The 20,789-nt window shown below is 64.8% G+C and carries 22 protein-coding genes and 1 tRNA gene; 7 read left to right on the top strand and 16 right to left on the bottom strand.

Annotated features, from left to right (window positions below; genetic code table 11):
* Positions 1–159: 159 nt before the first annotated feature.
* The 14 genes from RIdsm_RS01090 to RIdsm_RS01025 all read right to left on the bottom strand — a co-directional run bounded on the left by RIdsm_RS01090 (position 160) and on the right by RIdsm_RS01025 (position 11,270).
* Complete coding sequence (locus RIdsm_RS01090) at positions 160–1,224, bottom strand: glycosyltransferase family protein (RefSeq protein ID WP_143100488.1); 1,065 nt, start codon at positions 1,222–1,224, stop codon at positions 160–162.
* A gap of 72 nt (positions 1,225–1,296) precedes the next feature.
* A complete protein-coding gene (rplL, locus tag RIdsm_RS01085; RefSeq protein ID WP_057816440.1) occupies positions 1,297–1,677 on the bottom strand; it encodes a 50S ribosomal protein L7/L12 in 381 nt (126 codons plus the stop codon).
* A gap of 78 nt (positions 1,678–1,755) precedes the next feature.
* A complete protein-coding gene (gene rplJ / locus RIdsm_RS01080; protein ID WP_057816441.1) occupies positions 1,756–2,274 on the bottom strand; it encodes a 50S ribosomal protein L10 in 519 nt (172 codons plus the stop codon).
* Between the two features lie 248 nt (positions 2,275–2,522).
* Positions 2,523–3,230, bottom strand: a complete 708-nt coding sequence (gene rplA, locus RIdsm_RS01075) for a 50S ribosomal protein L1 (protein WP_057816442.1) — start codon at positions 3,228–3,230, stop codon at positions 2,523–2,525.
* 1 nt (position 3,231) lies between these two features.
* Positions 3,232–3,660 (bottom strand): 50S ribosomal protein L11, encoded by a 429-nt coding sequence (rplK, locus tag RIdsm_RS01070; protein ID WP_057816443.1) that lies wholly within the window; start codon positions 3,658–3,660, stop codon positions 3,232–3,234.
* Positions 3,661–3,793: 133 nt separating this feature from the next.
* Positions 3,794–4,327, bottom strand: a complete 534-nt coding sequence (gene nusG, locus RIdsm_RS01065) for a transcription termination/antitermination protein NusG (RefSeq protein WP_057816444.1) — start codon at positions 4,325–4,327, stop codon at positions 3,794–3,796.
* A gap of 189 nt (positions 4,328–4,516) precedes the next feature.
* The gene (secE, locus tag RIdsm_RS01060) at positions 4,517–4,714 is read right to left on the bottom strand and encodes a preprotein translocase subunit SecE (protein WP_057816445.1); all 198 of its coding nucleotides are present in this window, start codon (positions 4,712–4,714) and stop codon (positions 4,517–4,519) included.
* Positions 4,715–4,850: 136 nt separating this feature from the next.
* Positions 4,851–5,597, bottom strand: a complete 747-nt coding sequence (locus RIdsm_RS01055) for a hypothetical protein (RefSeq protein WP_057816446.1) — start codon at positions 5,595–5,597, stop codon at positions 4,851–4,853.
* Positions 5,598–5,976: 379 nt separating this feature from the next.
* Positions 5,977–6,052 (bottom strand) — tRNA-Trp (locus RIdsm_RS01050).
* An 87-nt stretch (positions 6,053–6,139) separates the two neighbouring features.
* On the bottom strand, positions 6,140–7,378 hold the full coding sequence (locus tag RIdsm_RS01045) for a CoA transferase (RefSeq protein WP_057816447.1): 1,239 nt from the start codon (positions 7,376–7,378) through the stop codon (positions 6,140–6,142).
* Positions 7,375–8,235, bottom strand: a complete 861-nt coding sequence (locus RIdsm_RS01040; RefSeq protein WP_074940352.1) for an HTD2 family dehydratase — start codon at positions 8,233–8,235, stop codon at positions 7,375–7,377. The genes RIdsm_RS01045 and RIdsm_RS01040 overlap by 4 nt, the downstream gene beginning before the upstream one ends.
* A 264-nt stretch (positions 8,236–8,499) precedes the next feature.
* Positions 8,500–9,159, bottom strand: a complete 660-nt coding sequence (locus RIdsm_RS01035; RefSeq protein ID WP_057816448.1) for a CatB-related O-acetyltransferase — start codon at positions 9,157–9,159, stop codon at positions 8,500–8,502.
* A 191-nt stretch (positions 9,160–9,350) separates the two neighbouring features.
* Positions 9,351–10,526, bottom strand: coding sequence for an elongation factor Tu (gene tuf, locus RIdsm_RS01030; RefSeq protein WP_151175212.1), 1,176 nt, complete (start codon positions 10,524–10,526; stop codon positions 9,351–9,353).
* A gap of 132 nt (positions 10,527–10,658) precedes the next feature.
* Positions 10,659–11,270 carry a hypothetical protein gene (locus RIdsm_RS01025; protein WP_057821998.1) on the bottom strand — a complete coding sequence of 204 codons (612 nt, stop codon included), beginning with the start codon at positions 11,268–11,270 and terminating at the stop codon, positions 10,659–10,661.
* 126 nt (positions 11,271–11,396) lie between these two features.
* Between RIdsm_RS01025 and RIdsm_RS01020 the strand changes: the two genes are divergently transcribed.
* On the top strand, positions 11,397–12,803 hold the full coding sequence (locus RIdsm_RS01020) for a cytochrome P450 (RefSeq protein WP_057822000.1): 1,407 nt from the start codon (positions 11,397–11,399) through the stop codon (positions 12,801–12,803).
* A gap of 173 nt (positions 12,804–12,976) precedes the next feature.
* Here RIdsm_RS01020 and RIdsm_RS01015 read toward each other — a convergent pair whose 3' ends face one another.
* Complete coding sequence (locus RIdsm_RS01015) at positions 12,977–15,400, bottom strand: DNA topoisomerase IV subunit A (protein WP_057822002.1); 2,424 nt, start codon at positions 15,398–15,400, stop codon at positions 12,977–12,979.
* A gap of 136 nt (positions 15,401–15,536) precedes the next feature.
* Between RIdsm_RS01015 and RIdsm_RS01010 the strand changes: the two genes are divergently transcribed.
* The 6 genes from RIdsm_RS01010 (at position 15,537) to RIdsm_RS00985 (ending at position 19,776) form a co-directional block, all read left to right on the top strand.
* A complete protein-coding gene (locus tag RIdsm_RS01010) occupies positions 15,537–16,148 on the top strand; it encodes an SH3 domain-containing protein (RefSeq protein ID WP_057822004.1) in 612 nt (203 codons plus the stop codon).
* 19 nt (positions 16,149–16,167) lie between these two features.
* Positions 16,168–16,995 (top strand): SDR family NAD(P)-dependent oxidoreductase, encoded by an 828-nt coding sequence (locus RIdsm_RS01005; RefSeq protein WP_057822006.1) that lies wholly within the window; start codon positions 16,168–16,170, stop codon positions 16,993–16,995.
* 85 nt (positions 16,996–17,080) lie between these two features.
* Entirely contained in the window at positions 17,081–17,290 is a 210-nt protein-coding gene (locus RIdsm_RS01000) for a twin transmembrane helix small protein (protein ID WP_057822008.1), read from the top strand.
* 1 nt (position 17,291) lies between these two features.
* Positions 17,292–17,864, top strand: a complete 573-nt coding sequence (locus tag RIdsm_RS00995) for a cob(I)yrinic acid a,c-diamide adenosyltransferase (RefSeq protein ID WP_057822010.1) — start codon at positions 17,292–17,294, stop codon at positions 17,862–17,864.
* A gap of 227 nt (positions 17,865–18,091) precedes the next feature.
* The gene (locus RIdsm_RS00990) at positions 18,092–18,850 is read left to right on the top strand and encodes an electron transfer flavoprotein subunit beta/FixA family protein (RefSeq protein WP_074940193.1); all 759 of its coding nucleotides are present in this window, start codon (positions 18,092–18,094) and stop codon (positions 18,848–18,850) included.
* Positions 18,850–19,776: an electron transfer flavoprotein subunit alpha/FixB family protein gene (locus RIdsm_RS00985; protein ID WP_151175211.1), complete on the top strand. Its 927-nt coding sequence runs from the start codon at positions 18,850–18,852 to the stop codon at positions 19,774–19,776. The genes RIdsm_RS00990 and RIdsm_RS00985 overlap by 1 nt, the downstream gene beginning before the upstream one ends.
* Before the next feature lie 75 nt (positions 19,777–19,851).
* Here RIdsm_RS00985 and RIdsm_RS00980 read toward each other — a convergent pair whose 3' ends face one another.
* Entirely contained in the window at positions 19,852–20,682 is an 831-nt protein-coding gene (locus tag RIdsm_RS00980; protein ID WP_057821315.1) for a DUF6473 family protein, read from the bottom strand.
* Positions 20,683–20,789 lie beyond the last annotated feature (107 nt).

Genomic DNA, 20,789 nt, shown 5'->3' with positions numbered 1-20,789 from the left:
AGGCTGAACGCTCGGACATCGAAACGCACCTAGCCAAACCTGCGCACATACAGGTTTGGCAAGATGCGTTAAGTGAGGTGATCTCGTAGCATCATATTTGTTCCGACTGCAAGGGCGTCAAGAGCAGTTTCTCGCTCACGAACAGTTTACTCTTTGCCATCAGGTTCGTTTTGAGCTTTCGAGGGCCGTTTCGATCTGCTTCCAGGCCTCCAGAAGGCCCTTCCTGAACCGCTCGGGGGCGTAACGGTCGCGCACGAAGGCGGAGGCATCCTTGCGGAGGGCATCGAGTCGGGCCGGCGAAGACTCGTATTCGGCGATGACCGATTCGGTCGCCTGAACCAGCGCGGGCAGATCGCCCTCTGGCGTGGGCACGCCGGTGTCGGGGCTGAAATATTCCTCGGTGCCGAAGCCGGTGAAGCCGACGGTGATGCAGCCGGCCGACATGGCCTCGGCCGCGGGGAAGCCGAGCGCCTCCTGCTTGAGAAAGGAGATGAAGATCAGCGAGTCGCCGAGAAGCTCGGCCACTTTCGCCGGCGGCACCCCGTCGATGGCGACGAGGTCATAGCCCTTCAGCCGGCCGCGGGCGCGCAGGGCGTTGTCGACCACGAGCGCCTCTTGCGGGCGTTTCCGGGGCATGTAGGTGACCAGTTTCTTCTTGGTCTCGCGGTACGGGAAGAGGTCGAGCTTGGGCGCGACCGGAAAATAGGACACACGGTCGAGGCCGAGAAGATCGAAGACACTCATGTTGGCATCGGAAATGCCGATGTAGTGGTCGATCTGCGCCACCGGGTCGAGCCCGCGGCCAAGCGCGCGGGCATGGGCGTCGACATGGGCGAAGGGGTTCTGGACATAGACGATCTTGCGATGGCGCGGGAATGCCTCCATCACGTCGGGCATCTGCCATTCGCCCATCACGATCACATCATCGGGGCGCAGGTCGAGCGCCTTGCCCCGTTTGGCCGAGTCGCCGGACAGCAGCCTGTTGACCAGGGCCCGAAGCCGGCCGAGGCGCCCGCTGTAACGGGCCATGACCCTGGCGATAGCTCGGGTGTAGTAATTGGGCACGGTCACCGCGTAATCCGGATGGCAGGCGCCCGGGCTGTTATGCACCAGACCCGTCTCGTAGCCCGCCTCGGCCAACAGCTCCGCGGTCTGGTAAACGACCGCCACACCGCCCGATGGTTTCGGAGAGTCGGGGCAGGTGAAGAGGTATCGCGGGCTCATGCCTATGACCTTACAACGAAAACAGGGGCCCGCGGAACGGACCCCTGAAGATTCCTCAATTCCGGAAAGGAATTACTTGAGTTCGACTTCGGCGCCGGCTGCTTCCAGCTTGCCTTTGAGCTCTTCGGCTTCCTCTTTGGAAACCTGCTCTTTGACAGCCTTGCCGCCTGCTTCGACCAGTTCTTTGGCTTCTTTGAGGCCGAGACCGGTGATTGCGCGCACCTCTTTGATGACGTTGATCTTCGAAGCGCCAGCGGACTTCAGGATCACGTCAAATTCGGTTTGCTCTTCGGCAGCTTCGCCGCCGCCACCGTCTGCCGGGCCGGCCATCATGACTGCGCCGCCAGCGGCGGGCTCGATGCCGTACTCGTCTTTCAGGATGGTTTTCAGTTCTTGTGCTTCGAGAAGCGTCAGACCAACGATCTCTTCAGCCAGTTTTTTCAGATCAGCCATTTTACAGCTCTTTCCGTTTTCCAAGTTTGTGTTCCAACGTCGGGCAATTGCCCCACACGCGGGATGTTCCAGTTGCGCTTATGCAGCTTCGGCCTTCTCTTCGATGGTCGAAAGGATGCTCGCGATGTTCGAGGCAGGTGCGCCAATGGCCCCGGCGATGTTCGAAGCGGGTGCGCCGATGCAGCTTGCGATCTGAGCGATAAGCTCGTCGCGCGAGGGCATCTTCGACACGGCTTCCACACCGGCCCGGTCCAGGGGATCCGTACCCATTGCCCCGCCAAGGATCTCGTAGTTCTTGTTGTCCTTGGCGAAGTCCTCGGCGACCTTGGCTGCTGCCACGGGGTCTTCCGAGAAGGTGAGCACGGTCATGCCCGTGAGGTAATCGGCAATGCTTTCGCACGGCTTGCCCTCAAGGGCGATCTTGGCGAGCCTGTTCTTGGCAACGCGAACGGATGCTTCGGCCGCGCGGGCGCGCGCACGAAGATCCTGCATTTCTGCAACTGTCAGACCCGCGTAGTGGGCCACCACTACGACGCCAGAGCTTTCGAAGATCTGGCCGAGTTCCTCGACCACTTTCTCTTTCTGGGCTCTATCCACAGTTTCACTCCAAATTTGGGGGTTTCCCCCCGGCTCAGTTGTGGCGGGTTGCCCCGCCGTTCGGGTCCAATTTCAGGGTCCCGAGACCAAGATCACCCGAAGGCTGGGCCTTCGCTTGGAATCTCAACTCGTTCCCCATCTCAGGAAGGAATTATTGGGCGGATGCCCAACCCTCCATCTCGGACAGGACGAGGCCACCGTGGCGGCCCCGCCATTCGCCCCGGCCCCGAGGGACCGGATGCAAATTCTCAGGCGTCGGCCAGAGTGGCCGCGTCGCCCACGTCGATCGAAACGCCCGGCCCCATGGTCGAGGTGAGCGAGATCTTCTTCATGTAGGTGCCCTTGGCGCCGGCCGGTTTGGCCTTGTTCACCGCGGTCACGAAGGCGCGCACGTTCTCGACCAGCTTCGCCTCGTCGAAGGAGGCCTTGCCGATGCCGGCGTGCACGATACCGCCCTTGACGGCCTTGAACTGCACTTCGCCACCCTTGGCGGCCTTGACGGCGTCAGCCACGTCCATCGTCACCGTGCCGACCTTGGGGTTCGGCATCAGGTTGCGCGGGCCGAGGATCTTACCGAGACGGCCGACGATCGGCATCATGTCGGGGGTTGCGATGCAACGGTCGAAGTCGATCTTGCCCGACTGGACGGTTTCCATCAGGTCCTCTGCGCCGACGACGTCTGCGCCTGCGGCTTCGGCTTCCTCAGCCTTGGGGCCACGGGCGAAAACGGCGACGCGAACGTCCTTGCCGGTGCCGTTGGGCAGGCCGACGACGCCGCGGACCATCTGGTCGGCGTGGCGGGTGTCGACGCCGAGGTTCAGCGCGATCTCGACGGTTTCGTCGAATTTCGCCTTGGCGTTCGACTTGACCAGCGCGACGGCCTCTTCGACGGTCACGTTCATCTTGCCTTCGAAGGCTTCGCGGGCGGCGCGGGTGCGTTTACCGATCTTTGCCATCTTACTTCACCTCGATGCCCATGGACCGTGCGGAGCCGGCAATGATCTTCATCGCGGCGTCGACGTCGTTTGCGTTGAGGTCCTTCCACTTGGCCTCGGCGATTTCGCGCAGCTGCTTGGGCGACACGGTTGCAACGGTGTCACCGCGGCCCGGCGTCTTGGAGCCGGATTTCAGCTTGGCGGCCTTCTTCAGGTAGTACGACGCCGGCGGCGTCTTGATGTCCATTTCAAAGGACTTGTCCTGATAATAGGTGATGACGGTCGGGCACGGTGCGCCCGGTTCCATTTCCTGCGTCTTGGCGTTGAACGCCTTACAGAATTCCATGATGTTGATGCCGCGCTGACCCAGCGCCGGACCCACGGGCGGGGACGGGTTCGCCTGACCTGCGGGCACTTGCAGCTTCATCTTGCCTGCGAGTTTCTTGGCCATAAGGCCTCTCCTTTACTTCCAACTCCCCGGGGCGCGCCCCTGCGGGATTTTTGTTGTGTGGTCCGGTCTGCGCATCGCGATGCGCGCGCCTTCCACTTCGGCATCCCGGGAGCCCCGGGCATTTCGGGCGCGGTCAGCCTTGTTTGGTGACCTGCGTGTATTCCAGCTCGACCGGGGTTTCCCGGCCGAAGATCGACACCATCACCTTGAGGCGCTGGTTGTCGTCGTCGACTTCCTCGACCATCCCGTCGAAATCCTCGAACGGGCCGTCGTTCACTTTCACCTTCTCGCCCACCTCGAAGGAGATGAGGGTGCGCGGGGCTTCCTCGCCTTCCTGGACGCGGTTGAGGATGGCGTTCACCTCGGCGTCGCGCATCGGCATCGGGCGGCCCTGCGGACCAAGGAACCCGGTGACCCGGTTGATCGAGTTGATCAGGTGATAGCCCTTGTCCGACATTTCCATGTGGACCAGCACGTAGCCCGGCATGAACCGGCGCTCGGCCGTCACCTTCTTGCCGCGGCGCACCTCGATCACTTCCTCGGTCGGAACAAGAACCTCGTCGATCTCTTCTTCGAGGCTCTGCTCGGCGACCGATTGTCTGATCTGCTCGGCAATCTTCTTCTCGAAATTCGAGAGAACGCTCACCGAGTACCACCGCTTTGCCATCGTTCAACCAAATCCTGTCAAGCCCGGCCTGCGCCGGATATCTTCGCATTTTCAGGCCGTTGGCCCGAGTGCCCCGAAACAAAAAGCGGCGCGCAACACGAATCGCCGCGCGCCATGTATCGGAGTGTTGGCTGGCCTATCCCCAAATCCCCTTGAAATCAAGGGCAAGGACGGCGCTTTTTTCGGCGCTCAGCCGAAGAAGCCCAGAACGCCCGTCAGGCCGGTGCGGATCAGAAGATCGACCAGGGCAAAGAAAATCGCGGTCAACGTCGCCATGATGAAAACCATGACCGTCGTCAGGAACACCTCGCGCCGGGTGGGCCACACGACCTTAGCGACCTCCGAACGGACTTGCTGGATGAACTGAAGCGGGTTGGTCATTGCCATGAGCGGTCTAGCCTGTAGCTTTTGTGGGCGTTGCGGGCGGACATACGCCCAGCCCCGCGCGAATTCAAGGGCCGACACGAAACCCGCCCGGGAAACCGGGCGGGTGTGGCATGGAGAGGCATGCCGACGGGAGGGATCAGGAGGTGCGCATGCCGCCGTGGCGGGGCGCCTGCCGTGCCTTGGCGACGGGCTGCGACATGTCGGGCAGTGCGAGGCTGTCGGCAAGGCTGTCGGGCAGGAAGTCGAGCACGACGTCAAGCTTCAGGGCCGCGCGGTCGGCCACGCGGCGCACGCGTTCGGCCGTCATCGGATGCTTGCGCGCGAAGCGGTACCAGTGACCGGCGGTCACGAGGTAGCGCAGCGTGTGGATGGCCAGAACGGCAAACCACGCCAGCACGAGGAAGGCCGCGCCGAGATAGACGGGCCAGAAAAAGGCGACCATCACGAGGCCTGCCGTCGTGACGTGGCGGGCCCGCAGGCGGGAGAAGAGGCCCTTGCGGGGCTCTTCGACCTCGGGCTCGTCTTCGGCGGAGAAGGCAGCGCGGAGGCGGGTTTCCTCGTCGATCTCTTCCTGCGGCTCGAGCGGCGGCAGGGCCTGAACGCCCTTGGGCTGCGGCGCCTGCTTCGGCGCGGCCTTCACCTCGGGGTGGGCGGCGGCGGGTTTTTTCGGCGTGGTGCCTTCGAGGCGCGGGTTTTGCCGGGTCTCGACAGGCTTATCGGCCTGGCTGCGGTCTTCGCCGCGGATAAGCTGGCTGATGTAGCGCTCGGCGTTTCTCTGGGCGACGTCGTCGTTGAGCGCGTCCTCAGGCGGCGGGCTCTGCAGCTCGACGGAATCGTGGGGCAGGTGTGGGTTGGTCTTTGAAAGGACAACAAACTTGGTCATGGCAGCACTCGTTCAACATGTCTGACGCCCCCACGCCTGCCCCGGTTCCGATGCCCTGTCTGGGCGGTGCCGGGAACGAGGTTTTTCTGTGGTTCAATTGTGGCTCAAATGTGGCGGAAAAGGGCCTCAAATGTGGCGCGCCTCATTTCGGCCCCGTTTCAGCCGCAATTATGGAAACACTGAAAAACCTCGGAAACCATTGTTTCCAAAGCGCGGTGCAGGCCTGTTCGCAATTGGGGCGAAAAGCGCGCGCGGCAGGAGATTCGGGACAGGTGGTTCTTGCCCGTGTCGCCTGGGCCGCCTGCCCTTCGACGCCGCGACAGGGCACTTCGGGCGGCCCTTGCGGACCACCGGCACGGATCGGCGATGTCGGAGGGAGTGGCAGGGGCAGCAGGGCTTGAACCCGCGACCTACGGTTTTGGAGACCGTCGCTCTACCAACTGAGCTATACCCCTTCACAAGCGATGCCCCGGATACGGCAACACCTGCAAAAGTTCAAGCCCGATTTCGGCCTGTGACGCCAGAGAATTCGGCGCGGCGGGTCAGGCGGCCGGCCGCGCCACGAAGCCGGGGCTTTGCACGATGCCCTTGTCGAACAGCTGCGCGATCTCGGTGTCGTCGAGGCGGGCCACGTCGCCGAGGATCTCCTCGGTATGGGCGCCGAGCGCCGGGGCCGGCACGGGAGGCTGGCGCTCGGTGGCCGAGAAGGTGACCGGGCTGCCGGGCACGGGGAAGGTGCCAAGGCCCGGCTGGGTCATCGTCGAGAACATCGGGTTGTCGTCGGTGAGGTCGGGGTCTTCGGCCAGCGCCTCTTTCACGGTGCGGAAGACCGACCAGGTGAGGCCCTTGGCGTTGAAGTCTTCCGCGAAGTCCTCGACCCGGCGCATGGCGAACCACTCGCCGAGGAGGCCGGTGATGGCGTGGCGGAGTTTCCAGCGGTTGCCCTCGTCGCGCAGGTCGAGGCCGGTTTTCGATTCGAGCGCGGCAATCTCCTCGGCGGTGCCGGTCATCTCGACCAGCCCGCGCCATTGGCGCGCGGTCAGGCCGATCACCATGACACGGCGGCCATCGGCGCAGATGAAATCCTGCCCATAGGCACCGTAGAGCGAGTTGCCGCATTTGCCGCGTTCTTCGCGGTTCACGGCGGCGTCGCCGATGAGGCCCAGGTGGCCGATGGTGGCGGCGGCGACGTCTTTCAGCGTCAGTTCCACGTCCTGCCCCTGCCCCTTGCGCAGGCGGTGGCGCTCGGCGGCGAGGAGCGACGAGACGATCAGGTTGCCGGCGATCAGATCCCAGGCCGGGAGGGCGCTGGCGACGGGGGCCTTGAGCCCCTCGGGCCCGGTCATCTGGGGGATACCGAGGGCGGGGTTCACGGTGTAATCGACCTGCGGGTTGCCGTGACGGTCGCCCATGAGGGTGACCATGACGAGATCCTTGCGGTATTGGCTGAGCGTTTCGTAATCCATCCAGCCGCGGACGCGGAGGTTGGTGAGGAAAAGCCCGGCATCCTCGCCCGGGGCGGTGATGATGCGGGTGACGAGCTCCTGGCCCTCGGGTGATTTCATGTTCACAGCGATGGATTTCTTGCCCTTGTTGAGGCCGGCCCAGAAGAGGCTGTTGCCGGAGGGGGCGAGCGGCCAGCGCCCGGCGTCGAGCCCGCCCTCGATGCGATCGAAGCGGATCACCTCGGCGCCCATCTGGGCCAGTGTCATGCCGGCGAGCGGCACTGCGACGAAAGCCGATCCTTCGACCACCCGCATGCCCTTGAGAATTCCGTTCATTGCGTGCCCTCCCACATGGCGGTGGCCTGCATGCCCTGATGGCCTGCCTGCCCGGTGAAAAGCGACAGGGAGGTGCAATCGTCCTCGGTCGCCAGGATGTCGAGTTCGGGGGAGTCTCCGGGCACCAGAAGCATCGGATGCACGCCGCGGAAATCGAAATAGGTGGGCCGGGTGCCGCGATGGGCGCAGGCGGCCTGCATCAGGAGCGTGGCCTGAAGCGGCCCGTGAATGACGAGGCCGGGGTAGTGTTCGACCTGTTGTGCATAGGGGAGGTCGTAATGGATGCGATGGGCGTTGAAGGTGAGCGCCGAGTAGCGGAAGAGCAGCGGTTCGGAGATGGTATGGGTTGTGTGAAGCACCGGGGCTTCGGGCATGGGCTGTTTCTTTGGCGGGCGGAAGCTGTCGGGGATGTCGAGATAAACGATATCCTGCCGTTCCTCGATGGCGGGGCCGCGGGGGGAGATGACCGTGTGGTCGACGGAGACGATCGTCATGGGGCCGGTGCGGGTTTCCTTCTCGATGACGCGGGCGATGGTGGAGCGGAGTTTCAGCGGATCGCCCACACGGAGGGGCGCGCCGAGGGTGAGCTTGCCCGAGGCCCACATGCGGCGTTTGAGGCGCAGGGGCGGAAGAAAGTCGCCCAGCATCGGGTGGCCGTCGCGGGCAAGCTCGGACATGGGCGTGGTCGGCGGGAAGGCGAACCAGTGCCAGAGGGGCGGCAAAGGGTCTCCGTTACGGGGTGCCTTGTCGCGGGGGTCGCCCAGCGTGGCGTGGATGCGGGCGGCTTCGGCTTGGGTGATGCCGCCCTCTTCGGTCTGGCTGCGGCCCTCCCAGGCCTTTGTGTTGAGCATGTCCATCTGCGCCCTCCTCTTGGTTGTCTTCAAGGGTGGGGCGTTCCGGAAAAAAGTCAATATTTCAATGAGTTAGATGGATACCACGGTATGCAATAAGCTTTTCGCAGGTGCAGAAACGTGTGGAATGTCGTTGTTAATCATCGCGCTAGGCGCAGTCGGCAAGGCGCGAAAACGGCGCCTTGCCGGGCGTTTCCGACACCTGTGTGCAGATGCAGAAGGCGCGGCAGATTGACCCAGCTTTGTGAATGTTTGCGCAATCAGGTCCGGTCAAACCTGTGCAGCCGCCTCGAGCGCGGCCAGATCGGCGCCGCAGACCGCCGCCTCGTGGTCGAGGATTCGGTCGATCGGCCAGTCCCACCAGGCGATGTTGAGCAGGCGGGCGATGGTCGCCTCGTCGAACCGGGGGCGCACGGGCCGCGCGGGATTGCCGGCGACGAGCGTGTAGGGCGGAACCTCGCCCGCCACCACGGCACCCGCGCCGGCGATGACGCCGTGGCCAAGCCGCGCGCCGGGCAGGATGCGCACCCCCTGCCCCAGCCAGACATCGTGGCCGATCACCGTGTCGGGGTCGGTCGTTTGCGGCAAAGACGGGCGGCCCTCCTCGAAGCCACCGTCGAACACGGCGAAGGGGAAGGTCGAAAACCCGTCGCGCCGGTGATTGGCCGAGGCGGTGATGAAGGTGACCCCGTCGGCGATCTGGCAGAAACGGCCGATCGACAGCCGTTCGGGCGAGCCCGGATAGAGATAGGGCGCCAGACGCGCCGCCCAGTCCTCGGGCGGGGTATGGGCGCTGGCATAGGTGTAATCGCCCACGTCGATGCGCGGGTGATCGATGGCGTTTTTCAGGAAGACCGTGCCGGTATGAACGGTGCCGTCGGGAAGGGTCAGCGGATGGCGCATATCGGCGCCGGGAAAGGGGCGGTGCATGGCAAGCCTCGCATCTGATCGTTTCAGGATTGGGTTCTGCGATCAGGCGGCTTTGTCCATCTTTCCCTCCATCGGTTGTGGTTTTGAGATACCCGACGGGCGCAAGAAAGAAAAGGGCCGCCCCGTAGGAGCGGCCCTTCCTTTAACCTGTGAGAGGTGCCGGGTCAGGCCCGGGACGGGGCATCCGCAAGTTACTCGATGATTTTCGAGACGACGCCGGAGCCGACGGTGCGGCCGCCTTCGCGGATGGCGAAGCGGAGACCGTCTTCCATGGCGATCGGCGCGATCAGCTCGACCGAGAACTTCAGGTTGTCGCCGGGCATGACCATCTCGGTGCCCTCGGGAAGGGTCACGGTGCCGGTCACGTCCGTCGTCCGGAAGTAGAACTGCGGGCGGTAGTTGGCGAAGAACGGCGTGTGACGGCCGCCTTCATCCTTCGTCAGGATGTAGACCTCGCACTCGAACTTGGTGTGCGGCGTGACCGATTTCGGCTTGCACAGCACCTGGCCGCGCTGGATATCGTCACGGTCGACACCGCGCAGCAGCGCGCCGATGTTGTCGCCGGCCTCACCGCGGTCGAGCAGCTTGCGGAACATCTCGACGCCCGTGCAGGTCGTCTTCTTGGTGTCCTTGATGCCGACGATCTCGATCTCGTCACCGACGTTGATCACGCCACGCTCGACACGGCCGGTCACAACCGTCCCGCGGCCGGAAATCGAGAACACGTCCTCGATCGGCATCAGGAACGGCTGGTCGACGGCACGCTCGGGGGTGGGGATGTACTCGTCGACGGCGGCCATCAGCTCGGCGATCTTGTCCTTGCCGATGTTGTCGTCGCGGTCTTCCAGCGCGGCCAGAGCCGAGCCTGCCACGATCGGAATGTCGTCGCCCGGGAAGTCGTACTCGCTGAGCAGTTCGCGCACTTCCATTTCCACCAGCTCGAGCAGCTCCTCGTCGTCGACCTGGTCGACCTTGTTGAGGAACACCACCAGCGCGGGCACGCCGACCTGGCGGGCCAGCAGGATGTGCTCGCGGGTCTGCGGCATCGGGCCGTCAGCGGCGTTCACCACCAGGATCGCGCCGTCCATCTGGGCGGCACCGGTGATCATGTTCTTCACGTAGTCGGCGTGGCCGGGGCAGTCGACGTGGGCGTAGTGGCGCGCCTCGGTCTCGTACTCCACGTGCGCCGTCGAGATGGTGATCCCGCGGGCTTTCTCTTCCGGCGCCGCGTCGATCTGGTCGTACGCGCGGAACTCGCCGTATTGCTTCGTGATCGCCGCGGTCAGCGTCGTCTTGCCGTGGTCAACGTGCCCAATCGTGCCGATGTTCACGTGCGGTTTCGAACGGTCAAACTTTTCCTTTGCCATATCTCGGGGCGCTCTCATGCTGTTGGGGGGCCATGACGGCCCGAATTGATACTCCGCGCGCATTTATTGGGTTGCGCGGGGGAAATCAAGCGCTTCCTGTCTCATTCCGTCGGGGTATGGGCGGGCCGGGGATCAGGCCGCGTCGGCGGTTTCGGCGCTATCGCCGGGGGCGGCGGCGGGCGGTTTGACGGGCTTTGCCCCTGGCGCTCCCTCGAACCAGCCTTTCGCCCGCTTCTCTTTCTGCAACCACGTCTGGATCTGCTTGGCGGCGTTGCGGGCGAGGTTCTGCATCTGCTCTTCGCGGGTCAGCGTCAGGCCCGAGCCCACGACCGTGTCGGCGGTAAAGCTTTCGGCGACCGTGATCCGTTCGGGCCTTGGGTTGAGCTTGGCGCCGGCGGCGTCATCCCAGACCGACACGTTGAGAACCAGCAGCGATTTGGGCGCTGCCACCACGGGAATGCCGGGCTGGGCCAGCACGTAGCCGTCGACGCTGATGCCGAGGTGATAAAGGCGGGTGCCCTCGTACCGGCCGAAGCGCTCGTCGATGGCGGTTTCCATCACCGCGATCCATTCCGTTTTCGAGGCGGTGCGCGACAGCGGGCCTTTGACCAGCTTGGGGGCCACGACGACGTTGTGGCCTAGATGAAAATCGCCAAGGTCGGCGGGCGCGCTGTCGAGATCGTTGGCATTCGTACAGGCGGACAGGCCCAGCATGACAAGACAGAACACGATCAGTCGCGGCATCCGCGGCCCCTTCCGGAAATATACCCCTTCCTCGATAGACCAGCCGGCGCGGCATCGCAACGCCGGGGCGTTTGCCGCGCCCTGACCCGCCCCTATATCTGGAAGAGCGGAAAAGGGAGACATGTCATGAGCCCGCAAGACACCCGCAACGCGACGCCGGTGAAGGTGCCGCTGGTCACGCAGCCCCTGGGCATCCTGGGCAGCCTGAACGCGGCGCGGAGCAACATCCTGTCGATCATCCCCGAGATCGCCACGCGACAGCCGATGGTGTCGGGGCGCACGGCCAAGCGCTGGCACATGGTGATGGACCCGGACGCGATCAAGCGGATGCTGCTGGAGAACCTCGACAGCTATCCGAAATCGCTGGTGACGAAGAACCTGCTGAAGCCGGCGATCGGCGAGTCGCTGTTCATCGCCGAGGGCGCGCACTGGCGCTGGCAGCGGCGGACGGCGGCGCCGGTGTTTTCGCATCGCAACGTGATGAACCTGGCGCCGGTGATGAGCGCCGCCGCCGAACGGAGCGCGGCGCGGATCGGCGAGGCCGGCCCGCGGGCGGTGGACGTGGCACAGGACATGGTGCGCACCACCTTCGACGTGATCGCCGACGTGACCTTTTCGGGCGACGGGATGTTCGATGCCGAGGGCGTGCACCAGGGGATCGACGCCTATATCGCCGAGGCGGGGAAGATATCCCTGCTCGACGTGCTGGGCGCGCCCGACTGGGTGCCGCGACCCGGGCGGCTGATCCATTCGCGGGGGCCGGTGCGCGACATGCACCGGATCGCCGACGAGGCGATCGAGGCGCGGCGGGCGCGGGGCGCGGATGGCGTGCCGGATTTGCTCGATCTGCTGTTGCAGGGGGAAGACCCAAAAACGAAGCGGCAGATGAACACGGCCGAACTGCGCGACAACCTGCTGACCTTCATCGTGGCGGGGCACGAGACGACGGCGCTGACGCTCTCGTGGGCGCTGTACCTGTGTGCCTTCGATCCGCGCGTGCAGGAAAAGGCGCGGGCCGAGTTGGCCGACGTGTTGGGCGAGCGGACGACGGTGACGGGCGAGGACGTGGCGAACCTGCCCTTCATCCGGATGATCGTGGACGAGGCGCTGAGGCTTTACCCACCGGCGGGGATGGTCTCGCGCACGGCGGTGGCGAACGACATCCTGTGCGGGCGGGAGGTGCGGCCCGGGGATACGGTGATGATCCCGATCTACGCGCTGCACCGGCACCACATGCTGTGGGAGGATCCCGACACGTTCCGGCCGGAGCGGTTCGGCGACCGCAAGGCGATCCCGCGTTATGGTTACCTGCCGTTCGGGGACGGGCCGCGTATCTGCATCGGCGCGTCCTTCGCGATCCAGGAGGCGGTGATCATCCTCGGGACGCTCTTGTCGCGGTTCCGGTTCACGCCGGTGGCGGGACGGGAGCCGAAGCCGGTGATGATCTTGACGCTGAGACCGGATGGCGGGGTCTGGCTGGAGGCCGAGCCGCTCGCCGGGCCTCACAGCCCGTCTCGCGAGGAGGCGGCCTGAGACTACAGGCGTTGCGCGCAAGGCGGATGAAGGATTGAGGGGCCAGCCCCTCAAACTCCCCGGGATATTTCCGGCCAGAAGAAGCAGGGACGCATGGGGGCTTCTTCTGGCGTCAAATATCCCCGCCGGAGGCATCAGTCGCGACACCGCCTGTAAGGGCGGGGGAGCGGGCCTCAGGTGAAGGTGTTGTCACGGGGGAAGCCGCGGGGCGCCATGCGGCCGGCGCCGGCGCGTTTGCCGAGCCATTCTTCGAGGTTCGTCTCGGTGCGGGTGCGGCCGGCCGGGTCAAGCCAGCTGAGGCCTTCGGAGAGGTTGAAGGTGGTGGCGTCGGAGAGGCCGCCATCCTTGTAGCGCTGCAGGCGGACGCCCTTGCCGCGGCCCATTTCGGGCAGTTCGTCGGCCGGGAAGACCAGCACCTTGCGGTTCTCGCCGACGCAGGCGACGTGATCCCCGGTGGCCGGCTTGCAGACCAATGCGCGGACATCGCCGCGCACGTTCAGCACCTGTTTGCCGCTGCGGGTCTGGGCCACGACGTCGTCCTCGCCCACGAGGAAGCCATCGCCCGCCGTGGAGGCCACCAGCAGTTTGCGGCCCGGGCGATGGATGAAGAGCGAGACGATTTCGGCCTCGTTGGGCAGGTCGACCATCAGGCGCAGCGGTTCGCCCATGCCGCGCCCGCCGGGCAGGTTGGCGGCGCTGAGCGTGTAGAAGCGCCCGTTCGAGCCGAAGACGAGCAGGCGATCGGTCGTCTCGGCATGGAAGATGAAGCGGGGCCCGTCGCCATCCTTGAACTTCAGCTCGCGGTTGAGGTCGATATGGCCGGTCATGGCGCGGATCCAGCCCATCTTGGAGCAGACCACGGTGATCGGCTCGCGGTCGATCATCGCCTCGAGCGGCACCTCTTCGACCTCGCCTGCCTCTTCGATGCGGGTGCGGCGGGCGGCGCCCTCGTAGTCCTTGCCGAAGGTTTTCTTGACCTCTTTCAGCTGGCTGGCGATTGCATTCCACTGCACGGTCTCGTCTTCGAGCAGGTCCTCGATCTCGGCGCGTTCGGCCATCAGGTCGTCGCGTTCCTTGACCAGCGCCTCTTCCTCGAGCCGGCGCAGACTGCGCAGGCGCATGTTGAGGATGGCTTCGGCCTGTACGTCCGACAGGCCGTTCTCGCGGCCCTCGTACATTTGCGGCATTTCCCGTTCGGGGGCGGTTTCAGCGAGGATGCCGGTGGCCGCAGCATCAGCTTCCGAGACGAGCGTCAGCGCCGCGATATCAACGCCGGCGAGCGGCGAGCGGTACTGGCTTTCGTCCATGGCGCGGGTGAGCGAGGCCTGGTGCGGTTTGCTCCAGTCCTCGTACATCAGCGCAGCCTTGGGGTCGTCGTCGTAGCGGATGATCTCGATCACCCGGTCGAGGTTCAAAAAGGCCGTGATCAGGCCCTGCAGCACTTCGAGCCGGTGGTCGATCTTCTGCAGGCGGTGCCGCGAGCGGCGGATTAGCACTTCGCGCCGGAAGTCGAGGAAGGCGCGCAGCACTTCCTTCATCGAGCAGACCTTGGGGGTCACCCCGTCGATCAGCACGTTCATGTTCAGCGAAAACCGCACTTCGAGGTCGGAGTTGCGGTAGAGCATGTTCATCAGAACGTCGGGCTCGACGTTCTTCGAGCGCGGTTCGAGAACGATGCGCACGTCATCGGCGCTTTCATCCCGCACGTCGGCGAGGATCGGCACCTTCTTGGTCTGGATGACCTCGGCCAGCTTCTCGATCAGCTTGGATTTCTGAACCTGGTAGGGAATCTCGGTGACGACGACCTGCCACTGCCCGCGGCCGAGGTCTTCGGTGTGCCAGAGGCAGCGCAGGCGGAAGGCGCCGCGGCCGGTGCGATAGGCCTGGGCCATGTTCTCGTGCGGCTCGACGACGACCCCGCCGGTGGGGAAGTCGGGGCCCTTGACGAAATTCATGAGCGTGTCGTCACGGCAGTCGGGCGTGGCGATCATGTGCAGGCAGGCATCGACCAGCTCGCCGATATTGTGCGGCGGGATGTTGGTGGCCATGCCGACCGCAATGCCGCTGGAGCCGTTGGCCAGCAGGTTCGGGAAGGAGGCGGGCAGCACCACGGGCTCGCGCAGGGTGCCATCGTAATTGTCTCGGAAGTCGACCGCGTTTTCGTTCAGCCCTTCGAGCATCGCCTCGGCGACGGCTGTCATACGCGCTTCGGTGTAGCGGCTGGCGGCGGGGTTGTCGCCGTCGATATTGCCGAAATTCCCCTGCCCGTCGACCAGCGGGTAGCGGACCGCGAAATCCTGCGCCAGACGCGCCATCGCGTCATAGATCGCGGCGTCGCCGTGGGGATGGTAGTTGCCCATCACGTCGCCCGAGATCTTGGCCGACTTGCGGAAGCCGCCGGTGGAGGACAGCCGCAGCTCGCGCATGGCGAAGAGGATGCGGCGGTGCACGGGTTTCAGCCCGTCGCGCGCATCGGGCAGCGCGCGGTGCATGATCGTCGACAACGCATAGGTCAGGTAGCGCTCGCCGATCGCACGGCGTAGCGGTTCTGCCACAGCTTCTGGGTCTATATTGGGGTCGTCGAGCAAATCACTCATAGATGCTGTGATAGCTTCGCGGGAAACGGTCGTAAAGCGTCAAGCGGCCCCTTGCGGCGCCTTTTCCTGTGATGGATGCAACCGAATCATGTAGGTTGACGTTTGTTGCCTGAACACTTGGGGAGAATCGTACGCCATGTGGCGTTTCGTACTGGTATCATTCGTGGCTTTGGGCTGGTCGTTCTACGTTCTGAGCGGCGGCGCCGATTATGAACCGGTCGAGAATTCCATCCAGGTTCAATCGCAGATCGAACGGCCCGACCCCGCCCCGTCAGAGACGCGGCAGGAGACCATGAACCGGCAACTGCAGACGCTGGCGCAGGTCGAGGCGGTCATGAACGGGATGGAGGAGACCGAGGCGAAGACCGAGGAACTGTCGGTCACCCTGGCCGCCACCCGCACCGACGGCCCGGGCATCATCGAGGCAGAGGCCAGGCGCCCCAAGGCCGAGCTTCTGACGATGAACATTTCCGACCGGTCCTTCGAGAGCCAGGAATCGATCGATGCCGCCGTGGCCTCGGCACTGGGCGAGCCAAGCATCGACCCGTCGCAACTGCGCTGGGTCAAGGAGGGCATGGTCGATCTGCGGTCGGGCCCCGGCCTGACCTTCGACCGCGTGGCGCAGATCACCAAGGGCACCGAAGTCGCCGTGCTTGAAGACCCGGGCCATGGCTGGCTCAACGTGCGGATCGTCGATTCTTACGAAACGGGATGGCTGGCCGAATGGCTGGTGACCGAGCCGGAATGACGAAAGCCTGTCGGCACTGATGGCGGGCAGATCGGTTCTCATCACCGGGTGCTCCTCGGGTATCGGGCTGGATGCGGCGCATGGCATGCGGGCGCGCGGCTGGCGGGTGTTCGCCTCTTGTCGGAAGGAAGCAGATTGCGCCCGGATGCGCGACGAGGGGTTCGAGAGCCCGCGCATCGACTATGAGGACAGCGCGACGATCGCCTCCGGGCTGAACGAGGTTCTGGAGGCCACAGGCGGCACGCTCGATGCGGTGTTCAACAACGGCGCCTTTGCGTGCCCCGGGGCGGTGGAGGATCTGCCGACCGACGGGCTGCGCGAGGTGTTCGAGGCGAATTTCTTCGGCTGGCACGAGCTGACGCGGCAGGTGATTCCGGTGATGCGCAAGCAGGGGCACGGGCGGATCGTGCAGAATTCGTCGATCCTGGGCTTCGTGGTGGCGCAGTGGCGCGGGGCCTATGTAAGCTCGAAATGGGCGCTGGAGGGGCTGACCGACACGCTTCGGATCGAGATGCGCGGCACCGGCATCCACGTCATCCTGATCGAGCCGGGGCCGGTGACCTCGAAGATCCGGGTCAATTCCATCCCGCATTTCGAGCGCTGGATCGACTGGAAAGGCTCGGCCCGGAAAGAGCAGTACGAGGGGCTTCTGCACCGGCTCTACGAGGACCGTGGGCGCGACACGTTCGAGCTGCCGGCCTCGGCGGTGACGAAGAAGCTGGTGCATGCGCTTGAATCGCCCCGGCCGAAACCGCGCTATTACGTGACGACGCCCACCTACCTGATGGGGGCGCTGAAGCGGGTGCTGCCGACGCGGGCGCTGGACTGGCTGATCTCGAAGGGCTGAGGGCGGCGCCCGTCAGTTTTTCCCTTTCGCCCGCCGGTGCAACCGCTCTACATGTGCGCACGAGACCCGAACGGAGGCAGAGACCATGCTCAACGACCCGCTTTTCATCCTCGTGGCGCTGGCCTGTGGCGTCGTCGCCGTGATCCTGCTGATCGGGATCAGCAATTTCGGCAGGGAAGGGATCGAGAACAGCAAGCGCGCGAACAAGTTCATGCGCTGGCGGATCATCGCACAGGCGGTGGCCGTCGCCCTGATCCTGCTTTTCGTCTTCATTCGCCGCCAGGGAGGGCAGTGACATGGTCGTTCTTAACAAGATTTACACCAAGACCGGCGACGCCGGGGATACCGCGCTGGGCAACGGTGAACGGGTCGCCAAGCACTCGGCGCGGGTGGTGGCCTATGGCACCGTGGACGAGGTGAACGCCACGGTGGGCCTTGCCCGGATGCGGGCACGCGATGAAAGCGACGCGGCGCTGGCGCGGATCCAGAACGACCTGTTCGACCTGGGCGCCGACCTGTGCCGGCCAGACATGGAGAAGGACAAGGAGGCGGAGTATACGCCGCTGCGCGTGTCCGACAGCCAGGTGGCCCGGCTCGAGGCCGAGATCGACGCGATGAACGGCGAGCTGGAGCCGCTGCGCAGTTTCATCCTGCCCGGCGGATCGGAGCTGGCGGCCTATCTGCACCTGTGCCGGACCGTGTCGCGCCGGGCCGAGCGGCATGCGACCGAGCTGGCGGTCGAGGAAGAGGTGAACCCGGCGGCGGTGAAATACCTCAACCGGCTGAGCGACTGGTTCTTCGTCGCGGCGCGAATCGCCAATGACGGGGGCAAGGCCGACATCCTCTGGGTGCCGGGGCAGAACCGCTAGTCAAAGGGACGAAACGGCGGGAAAGAATCTTTCCCGCACCCGCCTGCCGGTTTTCAAAAGCTTCGTGTCCGTTTTCAGCGGGAAACTGCGAAAACGCGACGTCTGCGGCCGCAAACGTGACGATTTTCCCCTGTTTCCCGCCTGAACAAACCTATATCAACGCGCGGGAGACCGTTTGATGAGGGGCCGCTTTGCGGCTCTTCAACCACTTTAAGGAGAAGAACGCGATGAAGGTATTGGTACCTGTCAAGCGCGTGATCGACTACAACGTGAAGGTCCGCGTGAAAGCGGATGGATCGGGTGTCGATCTCGCCAACGTCAAGATGTCGATGAACCCGTTCGACGAGATTGCCGTGGAAGAGGCGATCCGTCTGAAGGAAGCGGGCAAGGCCGACGAGGTCGTGGCCGTTTCGATCGGCGTGAAGCAGGCGCAGGAGACGCTGCGCACGGCGCTGGCGATGGGCGCGGACCGGGCGATCCTGGTCGTGGCTGCCGATGACGTCCATACCGATATCGAGCCGCTCTCGGTGGCCAAGATCCTCGCGAAAGTGGTCGAGGAAGAGCAGCCGGGCCTGGTGATCGCCGGGAAACAGGCGATCGACAACGACATGAACGCCACCGGGCAGATGCTGTCGGCGCTGCTGGGCTGGAGCCAGGGCACATTTGCGTCCGAGCTCGACATCGAGGGCGATCACGCCAAGATCACCCGCGAGGTGGATGGCGGTCTGCAGACCATCAAGGTGAAGATGCCGACCATCGTGACGGTCGACCTGCGCCTCAACGAGCCGCGCTACGCGTCGCTGCCGAATATCATGAAGGCGAAGAAGAAGCCGCTCGACGAGAAGACCGCCGAGGATTACGGCGTCGACGTTTCCCCGCGCCTCGAGGTGGTCAAGACCGACGAGCCGGAAGCGCGCCAGGCCGGTGAGATCGTGCCGGACGTGGATACGCTGGTTGCCAAACTCAAAGAAAAGGGAGTCGTGTAATGGCTGTTCTTCTTCTTGCCGAAGTGAATTCCGGCGAACTGGCGCTGGACGCCACCGCCAAGGCCGTGGCCGCCTGTGCCAACCTCGGTGACGTGACCGCGCTCTGCGCCGGGGGCTCCGCCGCCGCCGCGGGCGAAGCGGCCGCCAAGATCGAGGGCGTCTCGAAGGTGCTGGTGGCCGAGGACGACTCGCTGGGGCACCGGCTGGCCGAGTCCACCGCCGCGCTGATCGTGTCGCTGGCTGGCGATTACGACCACATCGTCGCGCCCGCCACCACCGACGCCAAGAACGTGCTGCCCCGGGTGGCCGCGCTTCTCGACGTGATGGTGATCTCGGATGTCTCGGGCGTCGTCGACGCCGACACGTTCGAGCGCCCGATCTACGCGGGCAACGCCATCCAGACGGTGAAATCGAAGGACGCCAAGAAGGTCGTCTCGATCCGGACCGCCAATTTCGACGCCGCGGGCGAGCAATCGGCCGCCCCGATCGAGACCACCTCGGCGGCCGAGAACCCCGGCCTGTCGGAATGGGTCGAGGACAAGGTGGCCGAGAGCGATCGTCCGGAACTGACCAGCGCGGGGATCGTCGTCTCGGGCGGCCGCGGCGTTGGCTCCCAGGAAGACTTCGCGATCATCGAGAAGCTGGCCGACAAGCTGGGCGCTGCCGTCGGCGCGTCGCGCGCGGCCGTCGACTCGGGCTTCGCGCCAAACGACTGGCAGGTCGGTCAGACCGGCAAGGTCGTGGCGCCGGACCTCTATGTCGCGGTCGGCATCTCGGGGGCCATCCAGCACCTTGCCGGGATGAAGGACTCCAAGATCATCGTCGCGATCAACAAGGACGAAGAGGCGCCGATCTTCCAGGTGGCCGATTACGGCCTCGTGGGCGACCTCTTCACCGTCGTGCCGGAACTCACCGAGAAGCTGTGAGCGGAACGGCGATTCGCTAAAGCGCACCCTACGGAATTGAGAAGGCCCGCCGGTTCGGCGGGCCTTTTTTTCGTCTCAGGGTTCGAACATTTCGGACAGGACCGGCATCAACGTCTCGGCGGCATGTTGGTGGGCATTCCGGCCCAGCATGGCCCGGGCCGCACGCCGGTCCTGCGGCGAACGCAGGCGGGCGGCTTCGGTGCCCCGGTCGGACGGTGTCAGTTTCAATTCGACGATCCGGTGCGCATCGCAGCGCAGCGCCTCGAGCATCTCGCGTGTGACGAGCGCAGGATCCTCCCATATGTCGGGCGTTTCAGGATCCGCGTCGGGCGACCGGTCGGACAGCCACAGCAGCACCACGGGAGAACCGATCTCGCGCAGAAGCGAGGACATCCCCGCCGTCCAGACACGGGCGAGCTCCTGCCGGACATGAGAGAGCCGATCGGCCGAGACCTCTTGCAGGCGGCCCATCATGTGCCGCGTGAAGCTGAACTCGGTGAAGTCGACCTCGGGGAACAGGGCGCGCAGCGCGTCGGTCGCCTGCAGGAACCGGTCATTCCGGCGCGAATGGACGCGGTAGAACATGTTCGACATGTTGAGCGCGCCGGGCACCTGCAACACGCAGAGCCGTGCCCGCCCTGCGCAATCGAGGAGGGCCCTGTCCTTTGCGAACACATCCACCCCGGCATTGGGCCAGCCGAAGTTGACGCAGGGCATGCCTGTCATCCCTTCCAGCAGGTCCGGATAGGGCTGCGAGACGAATTTTCCGAAGGTTTCCGTGCCGCCGAGACAGGCGACGAAATCGCCCTCCAGCGTGCGGCGCGGCCCGCGAAAGAGCAGCCGCGACCCATCATATCGGCACTGCTCGACACCCAAGGGCGAATGCCCCGTTTTTTCATAATACATCTTACCCACCACGGTTCGTTTTCCCGCCGGGGAGAATCGCCGATCCGCGTTGAAAAACCGCTAAAGTGCGAAATCGACGCGAGTTTTACCGAACGGATCGGCCGGGC

The organism is Roseovarius indicus, assembly GCF_008728195.1.
In the GTDB taxonomy this organism is placed as follows: Bacteria; Pseudomonadota; Alphaproteobacteria; order Rhodobacterales; family Rhodobacteraceae; genus Roseovarius; species Roseovarius indicus.
The sequence above is the reverse complement of the archived record's forward strand: the minus strand, read 5'-3'. Positions and strand labels throughout refer to the sequence as shown.